Source organism: Roseibium sp., assembly GCF_965233565.1.
Classification (GTDB): domain Bacteria; phylum Pseudomonadota; class Alphaproteobacteria; order Rhizobiales; family Stappiaceae; genus Roseibium.
In genome coordinates, this window is the sequence record NZ_OZ247494.1 from 5,593,471 (window position 1) to 5,611,010 (window position 17,540).

A 17,540-nucleotide genomic window follows, 5' to 3' on the forward strand; every position below is an offset into this window, starting at 1 on the left:
TGGTACTTGTTTGAATGTCAAATGATAGTCCAGAAAATGAAAATAAAGAATAAATACAATTGTCGATTTACGCAGTTTGAATAATTCGCAAAATCAACAATGTAATTATTTTGGTTAAATACTTTTGAGGCGTGGCTGGAAAGTAACCTGGCGGGCACGCGGTGCGCTGTTTTTGCTCCGCAAAAGAAACTGATTTGATTTTGCGGAACATTGGTGTCGTTTTCCAATCTGACCGCGTCGGTATGGCCCTTGGTTTGACCCAAGGGACGTGTTAATTGCTCGCCTCACATTGGCTCGACGGCAAACAATGTCCCTGGACGAAGCCGCCGCAGCCGACCAAATCCTGGAACACATGATAAGGATGGTGCGATGTCTTTGATGGAAAGCTCCGGTCAGTCCCTGCAGTCCGGTTTCTTCACCCGCGGTCTAGCCGAAGCCGATCCGGACATTTTCGGCACCATTGAAAAGGAACTCGGCCGCCAGCAGCACGAGATCGAACTGATCGCGTCGGAAAACATCGTTTCCCGCGCCGTTCTCGAAGCGCAGGGTTCGATCTTCACCAACAAATACGCCGAAGGTTATCCGGGCAAGCGTTACTATGGCGGCTGTGAATTTGCCGACGTTGCCGAGACCCTTGCCATCGAGCGTGCCAAGGAACTGTTCGGCGCCGGCTTTGCCAATGTGCAGCCGAATTCCGGCAGCCAGATGAACCAGGCCGTGTTCCTTGCCCTGCTGCAGCCGGGCGACACCTTCATGGGTCTGGATCTGAACTCCGGCGGCCACCTGACCCACGGATCCCCGGTCAACATGTCCGGCAAGTGGTTCAACGTTGTCTCTTACGGCGTGCGCCAGGACGATCATCTGCTCGACATGGACGAAGTCGAGCGCCTCGCCAACGAGCACAAGCCGAAGTTGATTCTGGCTGGCGGTACGGCGTATTCCCGCGTCTGGGACTGGAAGCGTTTCCGTGACATCGCCGACAGCATCGGCGCCTATCTGATGGTCGATATGGCTCACATCGCCGGCCTTGTCGCCGGTGGCGTACACCCGTCTCCGGTGCCTCATGCCCATGTCTGCACCACCACCACGCATAAATCCCTGCGTGGCCCGCGCGGCGGCATGATCCTGACCAACGACGAAGCGATCGCCAAGAAGATCAATTCGGCCGTTTTCCCGGGTCTCCAGGGCGGTCCGCTGATGCACGTGATTGCTGCCAAGGCCGTCGCTTTCAAGGAAGCCCTGCAGCCGGAATTCAAGGCCTATGCGCGTGCGGTCACCGACAATGCCAAGGCGCTGGCCGAATCCCTGAAGGAACAGGGGCTCGACATCGTCTCCGGCGGTACCGACAACCATCTGATGCTGGTTGATCTGCGTCCGAAAAACGCCACCGGCAAGGTTGCCGAAAAGGCGCTCGGCCGCGCCAACATCACCTGTAACAAGAACGGCATCCCGTTCGATCCGGAAAAACCGTTCGTAACCTCCGGCATTCGTCTGGGCACCCCGGCCGCCACGACCCGCGGCTTCGGTGTCGCGGAATTCCGCGAAGTCGGTCTCCTGATCACGGAAGTGTTGGATGGTTTGAAGGCCGCAAACAGTGAAGAGGGCAACGCAGCGGTTGAAGCCGCGGTCAAAGCCAAGGTAGAAGCACTGACGGCCCGCTTCCCGATCTACGGGGGCTGACAGCGGGCTCTGTCAGGAGCTTTGAAACATGAGATGTCCGTTTTGCGGGGGTGAGGAGACCCAGGTCAAGGATTCCCGCCCGACCGAGGACAACACCGCCATTCGCCGCCGCAGGATCTGCAACACCTGCGGCGGCCGCTTCACCACTTTTGAACGGGTTCAGCTGCGCGAGCTGATGGTGCTGAAACGCTCCGGCCGCCGGGTGCCCTTCGATCGTGAGAAGCTGGCCCGATCCGTGCAGATTGCCGTGCGCAAACGGCCGGTCGACCCGGATCGCATCGAGCGCATGATCAGCGGCATCGTGCGTCAGCTGGAGAGTTCCGGCGAGAGTGAAATCACGGCAGAAACGATCGGCAACCACGTCATGGAAGGCTTAAAAGGCATCGATGACGTCGCCTATGTGCGCTTTGCGTCCGTCTATCGGAACTTCCGCGAGGCCAAGGATTTCGAAGCCCTTCTGGACGAGCTCAGCGACTCCGATGTCGAGACGCTCAAGGACAGCTGATTTCGCGTTTCATGACTTCATTTTCTGAAATCGATATGCGGTTTATGGCGGCCGCTGAACGCCTGGCACGCCGCGGGCTTGGACGTGTCTGGCCAAACCCGTCCGTTGCCGCATTGATTGTCCGCTTCGAGAAGAGCGGCGCGAGGGTGGTGGGGCGCGGTGTCACGTCGCGTCCGGGCATGGCCCATGCAGAGGTCAACGCTCTTGCTCAGGCCGGTGATAGGGCGAGGGGAGCCACCTGTTACGTCACGCTCGAGCCTTGCTCCCACTACGGACGTACGCCACCCTGTTCCAGTGCCCTGATTGAAGCGGGTGTGAAGAGGGTCGTCGTTGGCATGGCCGACCCAAATCCCCGGGTCTCGGGTCGTGGGATCAACATGTTGCGCGAAGCAGGTGTTGAAGTCGCGGTCGGGCTGCGTGAAAAGGCCATGAAAGCACTCTACAAGGGCTTCACGCTGCGCCAGATGAAGAACAGGCCCCAGGTCTTCTTCAAGCTTGCCGTTTCAAAGGACGGATTTATCGGCCGGTCCGGCGAAGGCCAGGTCAAGATTTCCGGTCCCCTGTCGATGCGCAAGGTCCATGGCTTCCGGGCCATGTGCGACGCCATTCTGGTCGGGTCCGGGACGGCGCTTGCCGATGATCCCCTGTTGACCTGCCGTCTGCCGGGCCTTGCCGCCCGGTCGCCGGTGCGGGTCATCATCGACCGTCGTGCGCGCCTGCCGCTGGAATCGCAGCTGGTGCGCACCTGTGTCGATGTGCCGGTCTGGCTGGTATGCGGAAACGATGCGGATCAGGACAAGATCGACCTGTTGGCAGCTGCCGGTGTGAACATCATCAGGGTGCCGGCCGAGACAACCGGCATCAAGCCGTCGGTGATCCTGAGCGCGCTGGCAACGCGCGGCATCACCCGCGTGATGGTGGAGGGCGGCGCTCGTCTGGCCACCTCGTTCTTGAAGGCGGACCTGGTCGACGACCTCTGTGTGGTTACCGGCAATCTGGAGATCGGCGAGGGGGGCATACCTGCCCTGAACGGTCTCGACCTTGCGGATGTGCTGAAAGACCCCAAATTCGAACGGATCGGATCCGGCAGATTCGATCAGGACAGATATATCTACCTCAGACGGCGGGAAGCCTGACATGTTCACCGGTATTGTGACCGACCTCGGCGAAATTCTCTCAATTGACGACATTCCGGCGGGAAAGCGCACCCGGATCCGGACGGCCTATGACACGGACAGTTTCGACATCGGGGCTTCCATCTCCTGCGCCGGCGTCTGTCATACGGTGACGGCCAAGGACAATGGCTCCAATGGCAATTGGTTCGAGGTGGAATCGGCAGCCGAAACCCTGGCCCTGACCAATGTGTCGGACTGGAAGGTTGGCCAGAAACTCAATCTGGAGCGATCGCTGACCATGGGCGCGGAACTCGGTGGGCACCTGGTGCTGGGCCACGTGGATGGTCTGGCCCGGATCACCAGGCGCCAAGACCATCCGGATTCGGTCTATTTCCAGTTCGAGGCGCCAGAAGAGGCGGCGCCTTTCATCGCCAAGAAAGGGTCCGTTGCCCTGGATGGGACGTCCCTGACGGTGAATGAAGTGGATGGTCTGCTGTTTTCCGTATTTCTCATTCCCCACACGCTCGAGGTCACGACCTGGTCCGACAAGAAGGTCGGCAACGAGATCAATCTTGAGGTGGATATGATGGCCCGCTACGCCGCGCGTCTTGCGGAATTCTCCAAGACCGGGTAGGGACCCGCCCAACACCTTCGCAAACGAGCTATTCCCGACCGTGTTTACCAGGCAGCAAATTAGTTGCCCGGATTTGCGGTTCTGCACGAATGACACTGGACAAACCGGGGCAGACATGGTTCCTGTCGCGGCCTTACAAGGGATTTGACACCGATGAGCGCTGCACCGAAACTTCTGATCATCGAAGCTCGTTTTTATGACGATCTTGCGGACTCGCTCGCCGAAGGCGCGATCAAGACGATTGAGGCCGCCGGCGCCAGCTACGACCGTATCGCTGTTCCCGGTGTTCTGGAAATCCCGGCCGCGCTCTCCATGGCGCTGACCGCCATGGAAGGCGAGGGAACGTTTTACGACGGGTTTGTGCTGCTCGGCGTGGTGATCCGCGGCGAGACCACCCATTACGACATTGTCGCCAATGAATCGAACCGGGTGATCATGGACCTGATCGTCGATGCGGATCTGGCCGTCGGAAACGGTATCCTGACCGTTGAAAACAGCGAACAGGCATGGGCCCGCGCGAAGGTGGACGACAAGGACAAAGGCGGGGCGGCAGCACGTGCGGCCCTTGACATGATCGCTCTGCGCGAGCGGCTTGGAGTATAAAGAGAATGACCGGAAAGGCCGACCCGGAAAAACCGGCTGGAAAAACCGTGCGACCCGCCAACAAGCGCGGCGTTGCCCGCCTCGCAGCTGTGCAGGCCCTCTATCAGATGGATGTCGGCGGAGCGCCGTTGACCAGTGTGGTCAGCGAATTCACCGCGTTCCGGCTTGGCAAGGAAATCGACGGAGAGCAGTACCGCGATGCCGATGAGCAATGGTTCAAGCAGATCGTTGCCGGCGTGGTCGAGGATCAGAAATTTCTCGATCCCTATATTCACACGGCGCTGACCGAAGACTGGCCGTTGAAGCGGATCGACAGCCTGCTGCGCGCCATCCTGCGCAGCGGTTCCTATGAGCTGCTGCGCCGCAAGGACGTGCCGCCGAAAGTGATCATTTCCGAATATATCGATGTCGCCAAGGCGTTTTTCGAAGATGACGAGCCCGGTCTCGTCAACGGTGTGCTGGATCGACTGGCACATGAGCTGCGCGACGCGGAACTGGACGCCAAGAAAGCAGACGGCGCCTCCTGATCATGGCGGACGAGAGGCCAGGCGAATTTGAGCTGATCCGGCGGTTTTTTGCCCCCCTTGCAAAGGATCCCGGCAGCCTGGGTCTCACCGATGATGCCGCCGTTCTGAGGGCGGCGGAGGGCTGTGACCTTGTCCTGACCAAGGATGTGCTGGCAGCCGACATTCATTTTTTTGCGGACGATGCACCGGAGGCGATCGCCGCCAAGGCGCTGCGCGTCAACCTCTCCGATCTTGCCGCAAAGGGTGCCAGGCCGCGCGGTTACCTGCTGGGTCTTGCCCTGCCGTCCGACTGGTCGACAGGGTGGCTGGAGCGGTTTTGCCGCGGACTGGGTGCGGACCAGTGTGTCTATGACATCCAGCTTCTGGGTGGCGACACGATAAGATCTGGCAACGGACTTCAGGTCTCGATCACCGCCATCGGTGAAGTGGCACAGGGCAGGGCTGTTCGCCGTGCGGGCGCCCGGCCAGGGGACAGGCTCTTCGTGACGGGAACCATCGGCGATGCCGCCGCGGGGCTTCTGGCTCGCCTTGATCCGGAGTTTTGCCGGTCGCACGACCTCACAGAGGAAGAAGAAACGCGGATCCTGGACCGCTATCTGCTGCCGCGGCCGCGGACCGGACTTGCGCCCTGCCTTGTCGATCATGCCAGCGCGGCGATGGATGTCTCCGACGGATTGTTTGCCGACTGTGCGCATCTGGCCACCGCATCCGGGGTCGATATCACCCTGGAAATGGCGGAAATCCCGTTATCCGGCGCCCTCCAGCATCTGAAGATCAAGGCGCCGGAGGTCTATGGTCGCTGTCTGAACGGCGGCGATGACTATGAAATCCTCGCCGCTGTGCCGGAAACATCCGCTGAAGCCTTTGCAAAGGCAGCTGTGGATTGCGGCTGTCCTGTCACGGAGATTGGTGTTCTGCGTGAGGGCGACGGGCGGGTCCATCTTGTTGAAGCAGGCAAGGCCCCGGCTCTCCAGGCGGCTGGCGGCTTCCGGCATTTCTGATTTCGTTCGCGACCGGACTTGAGCTTACAGTGACGGTCAGGTTTAAAAGAAGGTGCCCCGCCTGTTTGTCGGACACCATCCGACCACGCCAGCATCAAGCAAATCGAGATGTAACATGACCGCTCACGCAACGGCCCCCTTTGTCGACGACCATCTTGCCAAACGCAATGCGCTGCTTCTGGCCCTTGCGCAGGCACTGGGCGGGGCGTCGGCCTCCATCGTCATTGCGACCGGGCCGTTGGTCGGCTACATGATGCTGGACGAGGACAAGGCCCTGGCGACATTGCCGGTGTCCGCGATGGTTCTGGGCACGGCTTTCGGAACCATTCCGGCCGGAATGATCATGCGGCGTTATGGCCGCAGAGCCGGGTTTACCGGCGCCTCCCTGCTTGGCGCGGCTTCCGGTGTGCTGGCCTCTTTTGCCGTTTTTCAGAACCAGTTTCTGCTCTTCGCCCTGGCTTGCAGCCTGGGTGGGTTTGCGGGAGCCTTTGTCCAGCAATACCGCTTTGCTGCTGCCGACACGGCGAGCGACGCCTTCAAGCCCAAGGCGATTTCCTGGGTGCTGGCCGGTGGGGTCCTGGCCGGGGTTGTCGGACCGCAGACCGTGATCTGGACCAAGGACCTGTTCATGCCGATCCTGTTTGCCGGGACCTATCTGGCGCAGGCCGGGCTTGCACTGATCGCCTTTGTCCTTCTGATGTTCATCAAGATCCCCAAGCCTCCGCGCATCAGTCACAAACAGGCAGGCGGGCGGCCGCTTGGAGAGATCATGCGGCAGCGCCGCTTCGTTGTCGCGGCAGCTTGCGGCATCTGTTCCTATGCTCTGATGAGCCTGGTGATGACCGCGACCCCGCTCGCCATGATCGGCTGTGGCCTGTCCGAGACCGATGCCGCGCTCGGTATCCAGTGGCATGTCATTGCCATGTTCGGTCCGAGCTTCTTCACGGGCAGTCTGATTGCACGTTTCGGCAAGGAACGGATCGTCGCCATCGGGCTGGCACTGCTGGCCGGCTGTTCGATCGTCGCCCTGATGGGGCTGGAACTGGCGCATTTCTGGACGGCTCTGATCCTGCTGGGCCTTGGCTGGAATTTCGGCTTCATCGGCGCAACCGCAATGCTGACCGACACCTATCGGCCGGAAGAACGCAACATGGTGCAGGCGGTCAATGATTTCCTTGTGTTCGGATTCGTTGCAACGGCATCTTTTTCCTCCGGCGCACTGCTCAACGCGTTCGGCTGGGCGACCGTCAACATTCTGGTCTTTCCGTTTGTGGTGCTGTGTCTGGTACTTCTCGGCTGGCTTGTCTGGGGAGAAAAGAAAGCAGTTACAACCGGTTAAAGTGTCTTACGAATTCCATTTCGTCAGCGCAGCAAATTTACTGCATTGCACCAAATACTGCCGCAACGGAAGTGATAAATTAAACAATGTGAGAGCTTGACGAAGCGCTCCGCTTTGCTGCTATCGTGTGCTTCCTTCACGCAGGGAAGTGGGTGTGAAGGCCAGCCTGGCGGGAAAACGACAAGAAAATCAGTCCGCCGCATCTATGGGAGGAAGCATGATCGAGCTTGTCGTCATTATTTGTGGTCTCTTGTCCATTGCCTATGGGGCCTGGGCCATTCAGTCCGTCATGGCGGCGGACGCCGGAAATGAGCGCATGCAGGAGATCGCCGGGGCGATCCAGGAAGGCGCCAGTGCCTATCTCAACCGTCAATACACGACCATCGCGATTGTCGGTGCCGTGGTTTTTGTCCTGGCCTGGCTGCTTTTGTCCGGCACGGCTGCGATCGGTTTCGCCATCGGCGCCGTGCTTTCCGGCGCGGCAGGCTATATCGGCATGATGGTGTCCGTGCGTGCCAACGTTCGCACCGCCCAGGCCGCCAGCCAGAGCCTTGGAGCCGGACTTGAGATTGCCTTCAAGTCGGGGGCCGTCACCGGCCTTCTGGTGGCCGGCCTCGCATTGCTCGGGGTTGCCGTCTACTACACGCTTCTGACCGGCATGATGGGGTACGCCCCGACCGACAGGACCGTGATCGACGCTCTGGTCGCGCTTGGCTTCGGTGCCTCGCTGATCTCCATTTTTGCCCGTCTCGGCGGCGGTATCTTCACCAAGGGGGCCGATGTTGGCGGCGATCTTGTCGGCAAGGTCGAGGCCGGCATTCCGGAGGATGATCCGCGCAACCCGGCGACCATCGCCGACAATGTCGGCGATAATGTCGGCGACTGTGCCGGCATGGCGGCCGACCTGTTTGAGACCTACGCCGTGACCGTGGTCGCCACCATGGTTCTGGCGTCGATCTTCTTCACCGGGACCGATGCGACCAACCTGATGCTGTTGCCGCTTGTCATCGGCGCCAGCTGTGTGGTGACGTCGATCATCGGCACATTCTTTGTCAAGCTCGGCAGCAATAACTCCATCATGGGTGCGCTCTACAAGGGCTTCATCGCCACGGCAGTGCTGTCGGCTGTCGCGCTTGCCATCATCGTGTTCGGCTGGATCGGAGCGGGCACCGAGTACACCACCTCGGGCGGCGCAAGCTTCACAGGCTTCGATCTCTTTGTCTGCGGAGTTGTCGGTCTTGTCGTCACCGGGCTGATTATCTGGGTGACGGAGTATTACACCGGAACGGAGTATCGCCCGGTGCGCTCCATCGCCCAGGCGTCGGTCACCGGTCACGGCACCAACGTGATCCAGGGCCTGGCGGTCTCTCTTGAGGCAACAGCTCTACCGGCGATCATCATCATCGCGGGTATCCTGGTGACCTACGCCTTTGCCGGTCTCTTCGGCATTGCCATTGCCGTGACAACCATGCTGGCGCTGGCCGGAATGGTCGTGGCCCTCGATGCTTTCGGACCTGTCACCGACAATGCCGGCGGCATTGCGGAGATGGCGGAGCTGCCCGATGAAGTGCGCACCACGACGGACGCGCTTGACGCTGTCGGCAACACCACCAAGGCTGTCACCAAGGGCTATGCGATCGGGTCCGCAGGTCTCGGCGCCCTGGTCCTGTTCGCGGCCTACACGGAAGACCTGCGGTTCTTCTCCGCCAATGCGACGGAAGGCTCGATCTTCTATGGCATCGACGTGGGCACGCTGTTCTCGCTCTCCAACCCCTATGTGGTGGCAGGTCTCCTGTTCGGCGGTCTGTTGCCCTATCTCTTCGGCGGTATTTCCATGACCGCTGTTGGCCGTGCAGCCGGTGCCGTGGTGGAGGAAGTGCGCCGCCAGTTCAAGGAAAAGCCGGGCATCATGCAGGGGACCGAGCGGCCGGATTATGGCCGCGCGGTGGACATGCTCACCAAGGCGGCGATCCGTGAGATGATCGTGCCATCGCTTCTGCCGGTGCTGTCTCCGGTCGTGGTGTTCTTCGTGGTGCGGGCCGTGGCAACACCGGCCGATGCCTTTGCCGCGCTCGGCGCCATGCTGCTGGGTGTGATCGTCACGGGTCTCTTTGTCGCCATCTCCATGACGGCGGGCGGCGGTGCCTGGGACAACGCCAAGAAGTCTTTTGAAGACGGCTTTACCGACAAGGACGGTGTCACCCACCAGAAGGGCAGCGAGGCGCACAAGGCATCCGTGACGGGCGACACGGTCGGTGATCCCTATAAGGACACCGCCGGTCCGGCGGTCAATCCGATGATCAAGATCACCAACATCGTGGCCCTGCTGCTGCTGGCGATCATGGCGCATTGATCCAGGCCCTCTGAAACAGGAAAAGCCCCGGCCGCAGGCCGGGGCTTTTTGTTTGTCCAGAACCGGTCGTGCTTAAAGACCCAGGCTCGGCTTGGTTGCTCCACGCAGGATCTGGGTCAGGAAACCGTAGTCGGCACCACCCGTACGTGTCTTTCGGGTCACGATATCGACGATCTTGCCGTCTTCCAGCGAGTAGTTGCCGAGATCCTTGACGAAGCCGTCTTCGTCGAAATAGACCGCAACGACGCGCTGTTCGACAATGTCCGGGTTCAGGAAAGCCGTGGTCGCCGTTTTCTGGGAGATGTAATAATAGGCGTCACCGGCGAGGCTGGACGTCGTCGACGGCGACCCGAGCACGAGCTCGACCTGTTCGCGACTGGAACCGACCTGGACCTGATTGAGCATGTCGGCTGTGATGACATGACCATGCGTATAGGTAGATGTGAAACAGCCACCGAGCGGCAATGTGGCCAGAAGCGGTAGGATCACGGCGCTCGCCTTGAAGTTCATCGAAGAAGTCCCGTTGCGCCAGACCCGTCTGGCTCTATTTGAATTTCGTTGCTTGGCAAAGTCACTATCGTGGGATAGGGCACAAGGCAACACCTGACTTTGCTTCGAGTTGGCTCTAAAGGAGACACCATGATATTCGGCCTGTTCCGCCGCCGGTCCCGCGATGCCGAACACAGGGTCTATTGTGAAATCGTGGCCCAAGCACGGCAACCGGTCTTTTATACCGACTTTCTCGTGCCGGATACCATCGATGGCCGGTTTGACCTGATCATTGTTCACGCCGTGCTGTTCTTCAGGCGTCTGCGCGGTGAAGGCAAGGACGTCGCTGAATTCTCGCAGGCCGTGTTCGACCTGTTTTTCGAAGATATGGATGCCTCGCTGCGGGAAATGGGTGTCAGCGACACGCGCGTCCCGAAGAAGGTCAAGGTGATGGGAGAGGCCTTTTACGGCCGGGCGGATGCCTATATCCCGGCAATCGACGAGGGTGATGCGGAGGCACTCAGCGAAGCGCTTGGCCGGAATATCTTCACCGATGCACCGGAGCCGCTCGCACAGATGCGCCTGGCTCACTATATGCTGCAGACGGCAAAGGACCTGGATGCCCAGACAGCGGACGTGCTGCGCAAGGGAGACATAAGCTGGCCGGATCCGGAGCGCTTCAAGGAGATGCCCTTCTGATCGATCTCAAGGCCGATAGCCGGCAAGTCAAAAAGAAAGAACAACAATGACAGCAGATACGTTTCCCTATTCCTTCAAAGTGAATGCCAGCAAGGTTGTCGACAAGGACGAAAAGATCTCGGTGGCGCCGGATGCGGCATCAAGAGCGGCAATAGCTTCCACTTTCGATCTCAATGCCATCCATGCCCTGACCGCGGATTTCACGCTGAAACCCTATCGCAAGGCAGGCCTGCGCGTTGTCGGGCCGATCAAGGCAACGATCAGCCAGACCTGTGTGGTGTCGCTGGAGCCCTTTGACAGCGAGTTGGAGCTGGAAGTTGACCGGACATTTGAACCTCACTCCACCCGGCCACGGAAAATTCGCGATCTCAACGATGAGGGCGAGATCGAGATCGATCTGGAATCACTGGACCCGCCCGACGTCATCCTTGATGGCGTACTCGATCTGGGAGCCGTGATTTGCGAGGAACTCGCGCTGTCGCTTGATCCGTTCCCGCGCCGCGAAGGGGTCGCTTTTGAGGGGGGCGACGCAGACGACGACGAGGTCGTGGAAGAAGAGCCGGAAAAGCCGTCTCCCTTTGCTGCACTGCAGGCGTTGAAGGACAAACCCGAAGGCGGAACCTGATGTCCTTGCCTTAATGTGTCGCAACGGCAGCAGGCATAATCAAAGGGGTTTTCAACGTTTGAACCGGGATGGATCAGGAAAACGGTTGTCAGCCCTGCCAAAAACGTTATGTTCGCGCCGTTCTTGGCTCTCTTGAAGCTGCTCTTGCCGAACCGGCAAGTTCCTTTGGGGCGCCGTCCGGTGCTGTTCCTGGTAATCACACGTCAAAAGACTTTCTAAATGGCGAAAACAATTCCGATTTCCCTGGATGCTATGGGCGGCGACAATGGAGCCGAAGTCGTCATACCCGGCGCAGAAATTGCGCTCGTCCGGCACCCGGATATCCACTTTCTGATCTACGGCAACGAGAAAGTGATCGCTCCGCTGCTGGAGAAATATCCGCGCGTTCGCGACGCCTCCACGTTTCACCATTGCGACGTGTCGATCGCCATGGACACAAAGCCAAGCCAGGCCCTGCGGCAGGGCCGCTGGCGATCCTCCATGTGGCGCTCCATTGAAGCGGTCAAGACCGGGGAGGCTTCCGTTGCCGTATCGGCCGGCAATACGGGCGCGCTGATGGCCATGTCGAAATTCTGCCTGCGCACCATGGCCAATATTGAGCGTCCGGCGATTGCCGCTCTCTGGCCGACCATGCGCGGTGAATCGGTGGTTCTCGATGTCGGCGCCACTATCGGTGCGGACGCGCAGCAACTGATCGATTTTGCCATTCTGGGCGGCGCCATGGCACGAGCCGTGTTTGGCGTGCAGCGACCGAGTGTCGGCCTGTTGAATATCGGCGTGGAAGAAGTCAAAGGCCTGGAAGAGGTCCGTACGGCGGGGCGCCTGTTGCGTGAAACACCGCTACGCTCGCTGGACTATGCAGGCTTCGTGGAAGGCAACGATCTGGGCAAAGGCACGGTCGACGTTGTTGTGACTGAAGGCTTTGCCGGCAATATCGCGCTGAAAACCGCCGAAGGCACGGCGAAACAGATCGGCAGTTACTTGCGTTCGGCCATGAATCGCACCTTTATGTCCCGCATCGGCTATCTCTTCGCCAAGGGCGCATTTGATCTGCTGCGCGAGAAAATGGACCCGCGCAAGGTCAATGGCGGCGTGTTCCTGGGACTGAACGGCATTGTGATCAAGAGTCACGGCGGGACGGATGCGGAAGGTTATGCCTCCGCAATCGATCTGGCCTATGACATGGTCAAGAACGAACTGACTCACAAGATCGCCCAGGATCTTGTGCATTATCATCGTGGCCGCTTCGCTGAAGCCGCGCCGACATCGGAAGGTGATTTGTGAGCGTAATCCGTTCAACAGTAACCGGCTGCGGAAGCTATCTGCCGGAAAAAGTCCTGACCAACAACGACCTCGCCAAGATGGTCGATACGTCTGACGAATGGATCGTTCAGCGCACCGGCATCAAGCAGCGTCATGTTGCAGCCGAAGGTGAAGTCACCTCGGACCTGGCATTGGCTGCTGCAGAACGCGCGTTGTCGGCTGCGGGCAGGGATGCCCAGGACATTGATACGATCATCCTGGCAACAGCAACGCCCGACAATACCTTTCCCGCAACGGCTGTCACCGTACAGGCCCGCCTTGGTATCCATCACGGCGCTGCGTTCGACGTACATGCCGTCTGTTCCGGGTTCGTCTATGCGCTGACCACGGCCGACGCCTATATTCGTGCCGGTCTCTCCAAGCGCTGTCTTGTGATTGGGGCTGAAACCTTCAGCCGCATTCTTGACTGGACCGACAGGACGACTTGCGTTCTGTTCGGGGATGGCGCCGGTGCGGTTGTTGTCGAAGCCGTCGAGGCCGATGGCAGCAATTCCGACCGTGGTATTCTGACGTCTCATCTGCGCTCGGACGGCCGTCACAAGGAAAAGCTCTTCGTCGATGGCGGCCCGTCTGCCACACAGACTGTCGGTCATCTGCGCATGGAAGGCCGGGAAGTGTTCAAACATGCTGTCGGCATGATCACCGACGTGATCGAAGATGCGTACAACGCCACCGGTTTCACGTCCGAGGATCTCGACTGGTTCATTCCGCACCAGGCCAACAAGCGCATCATCGATGCCAGCGCGAAGAAACTCGGCATTGTGCCTGAAAAAGTGGTGACCACCGTGCAGCTCCACGGCAACACGTCGGCTGCTTCCATTCCGCTGGCGCTGGATACTGCGGTAAAAGACGGACGTGTCAAAAAGAACGATCTTTTGATGCTGGAGGCGATGGGCGGCGGTTTCACATGGGGCTCCGTGCTGCTGCGCTGGTAACGGTCTCTCCTCCGCCTCGTCACAAATATTAATCGGACGCCTAGTTCCGGTTGACCGACCTGCCTCAAGGCCGTACCGTATGGTCTTGCATCGGAGTTCTCTTGCAAAATCAGCCAGATCGCTGGCGCCGTTGAGGAGGGGTTATGGGCAATCGGACTATTACCCGCGCAGATCTATGCGAGGCCGTTTATCAGAAGGTGGGTCTGTCCCGGACTGAATCGTCTGAACTGGTCGAGCGCGTTCTTTCAGAAATTTCCGACTGTCTTGTGACCGGAGAATCGGTAAAATTGTCAAGCTTCGGGTCATTTGTGGTTCGCTCCAAGGGGGAGCGTATCGGCCGCAATCCGAAGACAGGCGAGGAAGTGCCGATTTCGCCGCGCCGCGTGATGGTGTTCAAGCCATCAAATGTATTGAAGCAGCGTATCAATGATGCGCTGACGGGACAGGCCAGCAAATAACAAGACCGGATGAGCTCGCAGGACAAAAGCCCAGACGCCTTTCGCACAATCAGTGAGGTCGCTGAAGACCTGGACCTGCCGCAGCATGTGCTGCGCTTCTGGGAGACGCGTTTCTCGCAGATCAAGCCGTTGAAGCGCGGCGGTGGCCGGAGATATTACCGGCCGGACGATGTCGAGCTTCTGAAAGGCATTCGCCACTTGCTGTATGGAGAAGGCTACACCATCAAGGGCGTTCAGCGCATCTTGAAGGAGCAGGGCCCTCGTTTCGTGATGCAGGTCCGGCACGAGGAGGCGCAGGCGGTGCCCACAGCGCCAGCCGAACAATCAACTCCCGATGTACAACTGGTTCCAGGCCAACCGGCAGAACCTCTCCCGAACGGTGTTCTGGCGGACGATGCGCCGGATCCGGCGGAACAGGGTCATGCCGGTGGCTTTAATATTCTTGGCCGTCTGCGCGGAGAAAAGCCCGTTCCAGGCTCGGCCCCGTCGAATTCTGCAGTGTCCAAAGAGGATATCCGCCGACTTCAGGCGACCCTGTTCGAGCTGCTGGAATGCAAGCGCACGCTAGATCAGGCGCGCTGATGGCATCGCGCTTGTCAGATCAGCCTTTCGGTTTGCGCTTGATAAATCGTGTCAGAAAACTGCGGCTCTCAGGTTTGGGGTCTGGTCCAGCTTGAGACACCTGGGCTCTCAGGGCAAAGCTTCTGAGTTCTTCCATGGACATGCGCGGGGGCGCTGGCTTGGAGGGGGGCGTCGAGACCGGTCCGTCTTGGTCGACCTCCGGATCCGGTATCTGCGCCTGAGCTGCAAAACCGGGCTCTTGTGAAGTAGGTGCTTCGGGTTGGTCCGACAAAGCCCCAGTTTCCTCCTCATCGGCAGGTTCTGCGCTGTCCAGCTCCGATAGGCGCTCCAATATCGCGGCATCCACCGGATCGTTAGGATCCAGATTGCTAACATCGACATTGGAAACGCTTGAGGACTGCCGCTCGCCGTCCTCATTGTATTCGTGGTAAATTGTTGGCCTCTTGTCGCCGTCAATGCCCAGCTCGGCACTTTCCTGAACACTCAGGACGATGCGGTCCGGTTCGCCATCTGCCGTGGCCTCGTAGGCAATTCTGACCTTTTCTCCCTGGTTCTTGCCGAAAACGTCTCCATCGGGAAGGACCTCCTTTCGCCGGAAGCAAAAGGCCACAAAATACATCAGGTTTTCGACCATGTACGAGGGCGGGATGTTGCCCGGTTCGAAATTGACTCGATAGCCGATGAGGTGTTCGGCTCCCGAGGCGACCATCCCGAATGTTCTCTGGTCTGAGACGCTCTGCAAGGGAGAATAGAGGTGCGGCCGGATGTAGAGTAAGGTTGGTTCGTCCTGGATCGCAAGTTCACAAAAGCGCTGTGCAGGCAACAGATACCCGTTGGAGGCCCAGAATACGCCTTCGCACCTTGTTTTCAGGGCGATCTGAACCGCCAGGACCTTGACCAGGCCCATGGCAAAGGCGGTTATGCGGCTGTCGCGAAAAGCATTGAAGTCCTCGCCCACCATCTCCTTCAGACCGTCAGGCAGGTTATCCGGTCCGAACAGGCCCTTGCGCACGGAGATCGTCGTCACCGCCCGACAGCCTTCAATGGTCTTCTGCGCATCCGGAAAGACATTCTGAACCGTGTAGTCACGGCTTGCCAAATCCAGATGCGCCTTGTTTTCAAGCGGAATGCTTTGCGTCACCATGATCTGCAGATCGCCCAGCACCGCATAGATGTCGGTATCGGTGCTGCTTGGCGACAGCCCGAAAGTCATGTTGGTCGCCTGGCACTGCTCGACGGTTTTCTGAATGAGCGTCTTGAGGGTGTCGCCGTCAAGTGGCGCGTAGTCTTCAAAGAGAAGCTGGCAATCGACGCTGCGGAGGGGATGCGTTTTCAAAACCGGTACCGGAGAGAAAGAGATGATGGGCCAACCCTAGCTTCCAATCGTAAAGGACTGGTTGCGGCAGGCCCGTCATGCACTCAATCAAGCCCTAGGCAGGACGCATAGAAACTGGTGGTCGCCGGCCAGTCGGAGAATATGCCTTTGACGCCCACATCCTGCGCCAGAACATCGACGACTTCCAGCATTTTGCCGTCGCTGTCGATCGCTTTCCCGACGGTCTGATAGTACCAGCCACCACCGGAATTGAGCGGACCGGACCGTTCCAGTGTCCAGGTGATCAGGTCGAGACCGGCCTTCCTGGCTTCCCTGGCATAGGGGGAGGGCACGATCTTGCCGTCTTCCAGCGTCAACAGGACGAAGAGCGGCGGGGCGATGTAATTCACACCCATCTTTTTCAGCTCTTCCATGGACGGAGAGAAGGTCGACGGATCGAGCGGGTTCAGGTCACGGCGGGCGTCGAGATAAACCGCCTGCTTGCCGAACTCCGGCTCGTTTTCGATCCAGTAGAGTACGTCCTGAAGATTGAAGGACTGGGCAAACACATCTTCCGGCGGAATGCCAGCTTCCTTGTACTCATCGATCAGCTTCTGGGCATAGTCCTGCTGGGAGAAACCGTCATAGGGCATTGCCACCTTCGGCGCCTTCAGTTCCGGCGTGAATTTCGCACCAAGATCCTTGAAAAGAGCAATGCTCTCCTTGTGGGTCAGTAGCGTGCCGGCTGCGCCGTAGAGTTCGGTCCGCCAGGGCGCGGTGCCGTCCATATAGGCCTCCACCGTTTCGGCCTTTTTGTTTGCGCTGTCCATCTTGCCGCGCAACCTTTTGAACTCGGCAAGGGTGAGGTCTGACGTCCGGCATTCTGCGGACGCCGGCTGATCGCCGCTCGCGGGGGTGAAGCCACTGGTGCATTTGCCGGCAAGGTCCGTCGCCAGGATGTTGGTAGTCGTATGCAGATCGTTCTGGGAGTGGCGGCAAACCAGTTCCTTATCGGCGGTGAAGGTCACATCGCATTCCTGGATGCCAGCACCCATTACTGCGGCTGCGCGATAGCCTTCTTCCGTGTGTTCGGGAAACTGAAGCGGTGCACCTCGGTGGGCGATGGAAAACAGCGTCGGTTCGACCGGATTTCCGAGACAGGCCTGGAGCTTTTCCTTGAGTGGTCCATCCTCCATTTGGCTCACAAGCCAGCCGGGCCGGGGGCCGATGTCGGCTGTGGCTGCCGCCGGGACGGCAAGGTTGAAGCTGGCGAAGAGGGCGAGGGCAAGGGGGAATTTCATGGGGCTACCATCGAGTAAGAAAGGATGAGGGAATAACTAGACGCGAAGCGCTTTAC

General features: G+C 59.3%; 18 protein-coding genes. 15 read left to right on the forward strand and 3 right to left on the reverse strand.

Translation table 11 applies throughout. From position 1 onward, the window contains the following. The first annotated feature begins 378 nt into the window (after positions 1–378). The 9 genes from glyA to ACO6TG_RS25495 all read left to right on the forward strand — a co-directional run bounded on the left by glyA (position 379) and on the right by ACO6TG_RS25495 (position 9,757). Entirely contained in the window at positions 379–1,680 is a 1,302-nt protein-coding gene (glyA, locus tag ACO6TG_RS25455; RefSeq protein WP_422378953.1) for a serine hydroxymethyltransferase, read from the forward strand. Between the two features lie 28 nt (positions 1,681–1,708). After that, positions 1,709–2,185 (forward strand): transcriptional regulator NrdR, encoded by a 477-nt coding sequence (gene nrdR / locus ACO6TG_RS25460; RefSeq protein ID WP_094070134.1) that lies wholly within the window; start codon positions 1,709–1,711, stop codon positions 2,183–2,185. 11 nt (positions 2,186–2,196) lie between these two features. Beyond that, positions 2,197–3,321: a bifunctional diaminohydroxyphosphoribosylaminopyrimidine deaminase/5-amino-6-(5-phosphoribosylamino)uracil reductase RibD gene (ribD, locus tag ACO6TG_RS25465; RefSeq protein ID WP_422375760.1), complete on the forward strand. Its 1,125-nt coding sequence runs from the start codon at positions 2,197–2,199 to the stop codon at positions 3,319–3,321. Position 3,322: 1 nt separating this feature from the next. Then, on the forward strand, positions 3,323–3,934 hold the full coding sequence (locus tag ACO6TG_RS25470) for a riboflavin synthase (RefSeq protein ID WP_422375761.1): 612 nt from the start codon (positions 3,323–3,325) through the stop codon (positions 3,932–3,934). 153 nt (positions 3,935–4,087) lie between these two features. Continuing rightward, entirely contained in the window at positions 4,088–4,537 is a 450-nt protein-coding gene (gene ribH / locus ACO6TG_RS25475) for a 6,7-dimethyl-8-ribityllumazine synthase (RefSeq protein WP_422375762.1), read from the forward strand. Positions 4,538–4,542: 5 nt separating this feature from the next. Beyond that, complete coding sequence (nusB, locus tag ACO6TG_RS25480) at positions 4,543–5,064, forward strand: transcription antitermination factor NusB (protein ID WP_094070138.1); 522 nt, start codon at positions 4,543–4,545, stop codon at positions 5,062–5,064. A gap of 2 nt (positions 5,065–5,066) precedes the next feature. After that, the gene (thiL, locus tag ACO6TG_RS25485; protein WP_422375763.1) at positions 5,067–6,065 is read left to right on the forward strand and encodes a thiamine-phosphate kinase; all 999 of its coding nucleotides are present in this window, start codon (positions 5,067–5,069) and stop codon (positions 6,063–6,065) included. Positions 6,066–6,180: 115 nt separating this feature from the next. Beyond that, positions 6,181–7,404 (forward strand): MFS transporter, encoded by a 1,224-nt coding sequence (locus tag ACO6TG_RS25490; protein ID WP_094070140.1) that lies wholly within the window; start codon positions 6,181–6,183, stop codon positions 7,402–7,404. A 217-nt stretch (positions 7,405–7,621) separates the two neighbouring features. Beyond that, the gene (locus ACO6TG_RS25495; RefSeq protein ID WP_422375764.1) at positions 7,622–9,757 is read left to right on the forward strand and encodes a sodium-translocating pyrophosphatase; all 2,136 of its coding nucleotides are present in this window, start codon (positions 7,622–7,624) and stop codon (positions 9,755–9,757) included. Between the two features lie 72 nt (positions 9,758–9,829). Here ACO6TG_RS25495 and ACO6TG_RS25500 read toward each other — a convergent pair whose 3' ends face one another. Further along, positions 9,830–10,267: an outer membrane protein assembly factor BamE gene (locus ACO6TG_RS25500; RefSeq protein ID WP_422375765.1), complete on the reverse strand. Its 438-nt coding sequence runs from the start codon at positions 10,265–10,267 to the stop codon at positions 9,830–9,832. 129 nt (positions 10,268–10,396) lie between these two features. Here ACO6TG_RS25500 and ACO6TG_RS25505 point away from each other — a divergent pair, with 129 nt between their 5' ends. From ACO6TG_RS25505 to ACO6TG_RS25530, 6 genes are all read left to right on the forward strand, one after another. Then, the gene (locus ACO6TG_RS25505) at positions 10,397–10,945 is read left to right on the forward strand and encodes a ubiquinol-cytochrome C chaperone family protein (protein ID WP_422375766.1); all 549 of its coding nucleotides are present in this window, start codon (positions 10,397–10,399) and stop codon (positions 10,943–10,945) included. 46 nt (positions 10,946–10,991) lie between these two features. After that, positions 10,992–11,570: a YceD family protein gene (locus ACO6TG_RS25510; protein ID WP_422375767.1), complete on the forward strand. Its 579-nt coding sequence runs from the start codon at positions 10,992–10,994 to the stop codon at positions 11,568–11,570. Positions 11,571–11,789: 219 nt separating this feature from the next. Beyond that, positions 11,790–12,854 (forward strand): phosphate acyltransferase PlsX, encoded by a 1,065-nt coding sequence (plsX, locus tag ACO6TG_RS25515; RefSeq protein ID WP_094070145.1) that lies wholly within the window; start codon positions 11,790–11,792, stop codon positions 12,852–12,854. Further along, a complete protein-coding gene (locus tag ACO6TG_RS25520; RefSeq protein WP_422375768.1) occupies positions 12,851–13,828 on the forward strand; it encodes a beta-ketoacyl-ACP synthase III in 978 nt (325 codons plus the stop codon). The genes plsX and ACO6TG_RS25520 overlap by 4 nt, the downstream gene beginning before the upstream one ends. A gap of 143 nt (positions 13,829–13,971) precedes the next feature. After that, complete coding sequence (locus tag ACO6TG_RS25525) at positions 13,972–14,286, forward strand: integration host factor subunit alpha (RefSeq protein WP_023003819.1); 315 nt, start codon at positions 13,972–13,974, stop codon at positions 14,284–14,286. Between the two features lie 9 nt (positions 14,287–14,295). After that, a complete protein-coding gene (locus ACO6TG_RS25530) occupies positions 14,296–14,868 on the forward strand; it encodes a MerR family transcriptional regulator (RefSeq protein ID WP_422375769.1) in 573 nt (190 codons plus the stop codon). Positions 14,869–14,887: 19 nt separating this feature from the next. Here the strand turns inward: ACO6TG_RS25530 and ACO6TG_RS25535 are convergent, their stop codons facing one another. Both ACO6TG_RS25535 and ACO6TG_RS25540 read right to left on the reverse strand, forming a co-directional pair. After that, positions 14,888–16,204 (reverse strand): hypothetical protein, encoded by a 1,317-nt coding sequence (locus ACO6TG_RS25535; protein WP_422375770.1) that lies wholly within the window; start codon positions 16,202–16,204, stop codon positions 14,888–14,890. An 83-nt stretch (positions 16,205–16,287) separates the two neighbouring features. Continuing rightward, positions 16,288–17,484 (reverse strand): glycerophosphodiester phosphodiesterase family protein, encoded by a 1,197-nt coding sequence (locus tag ACO6TG_RS25540; RefSeq protein WP_422375771.1) that lies wholly within the window; start codon positions 17,482–17,484, stop codon positions 16,288–16,290. Positions 17,485–17,540 lie beyond the last annotated feature (56 nt).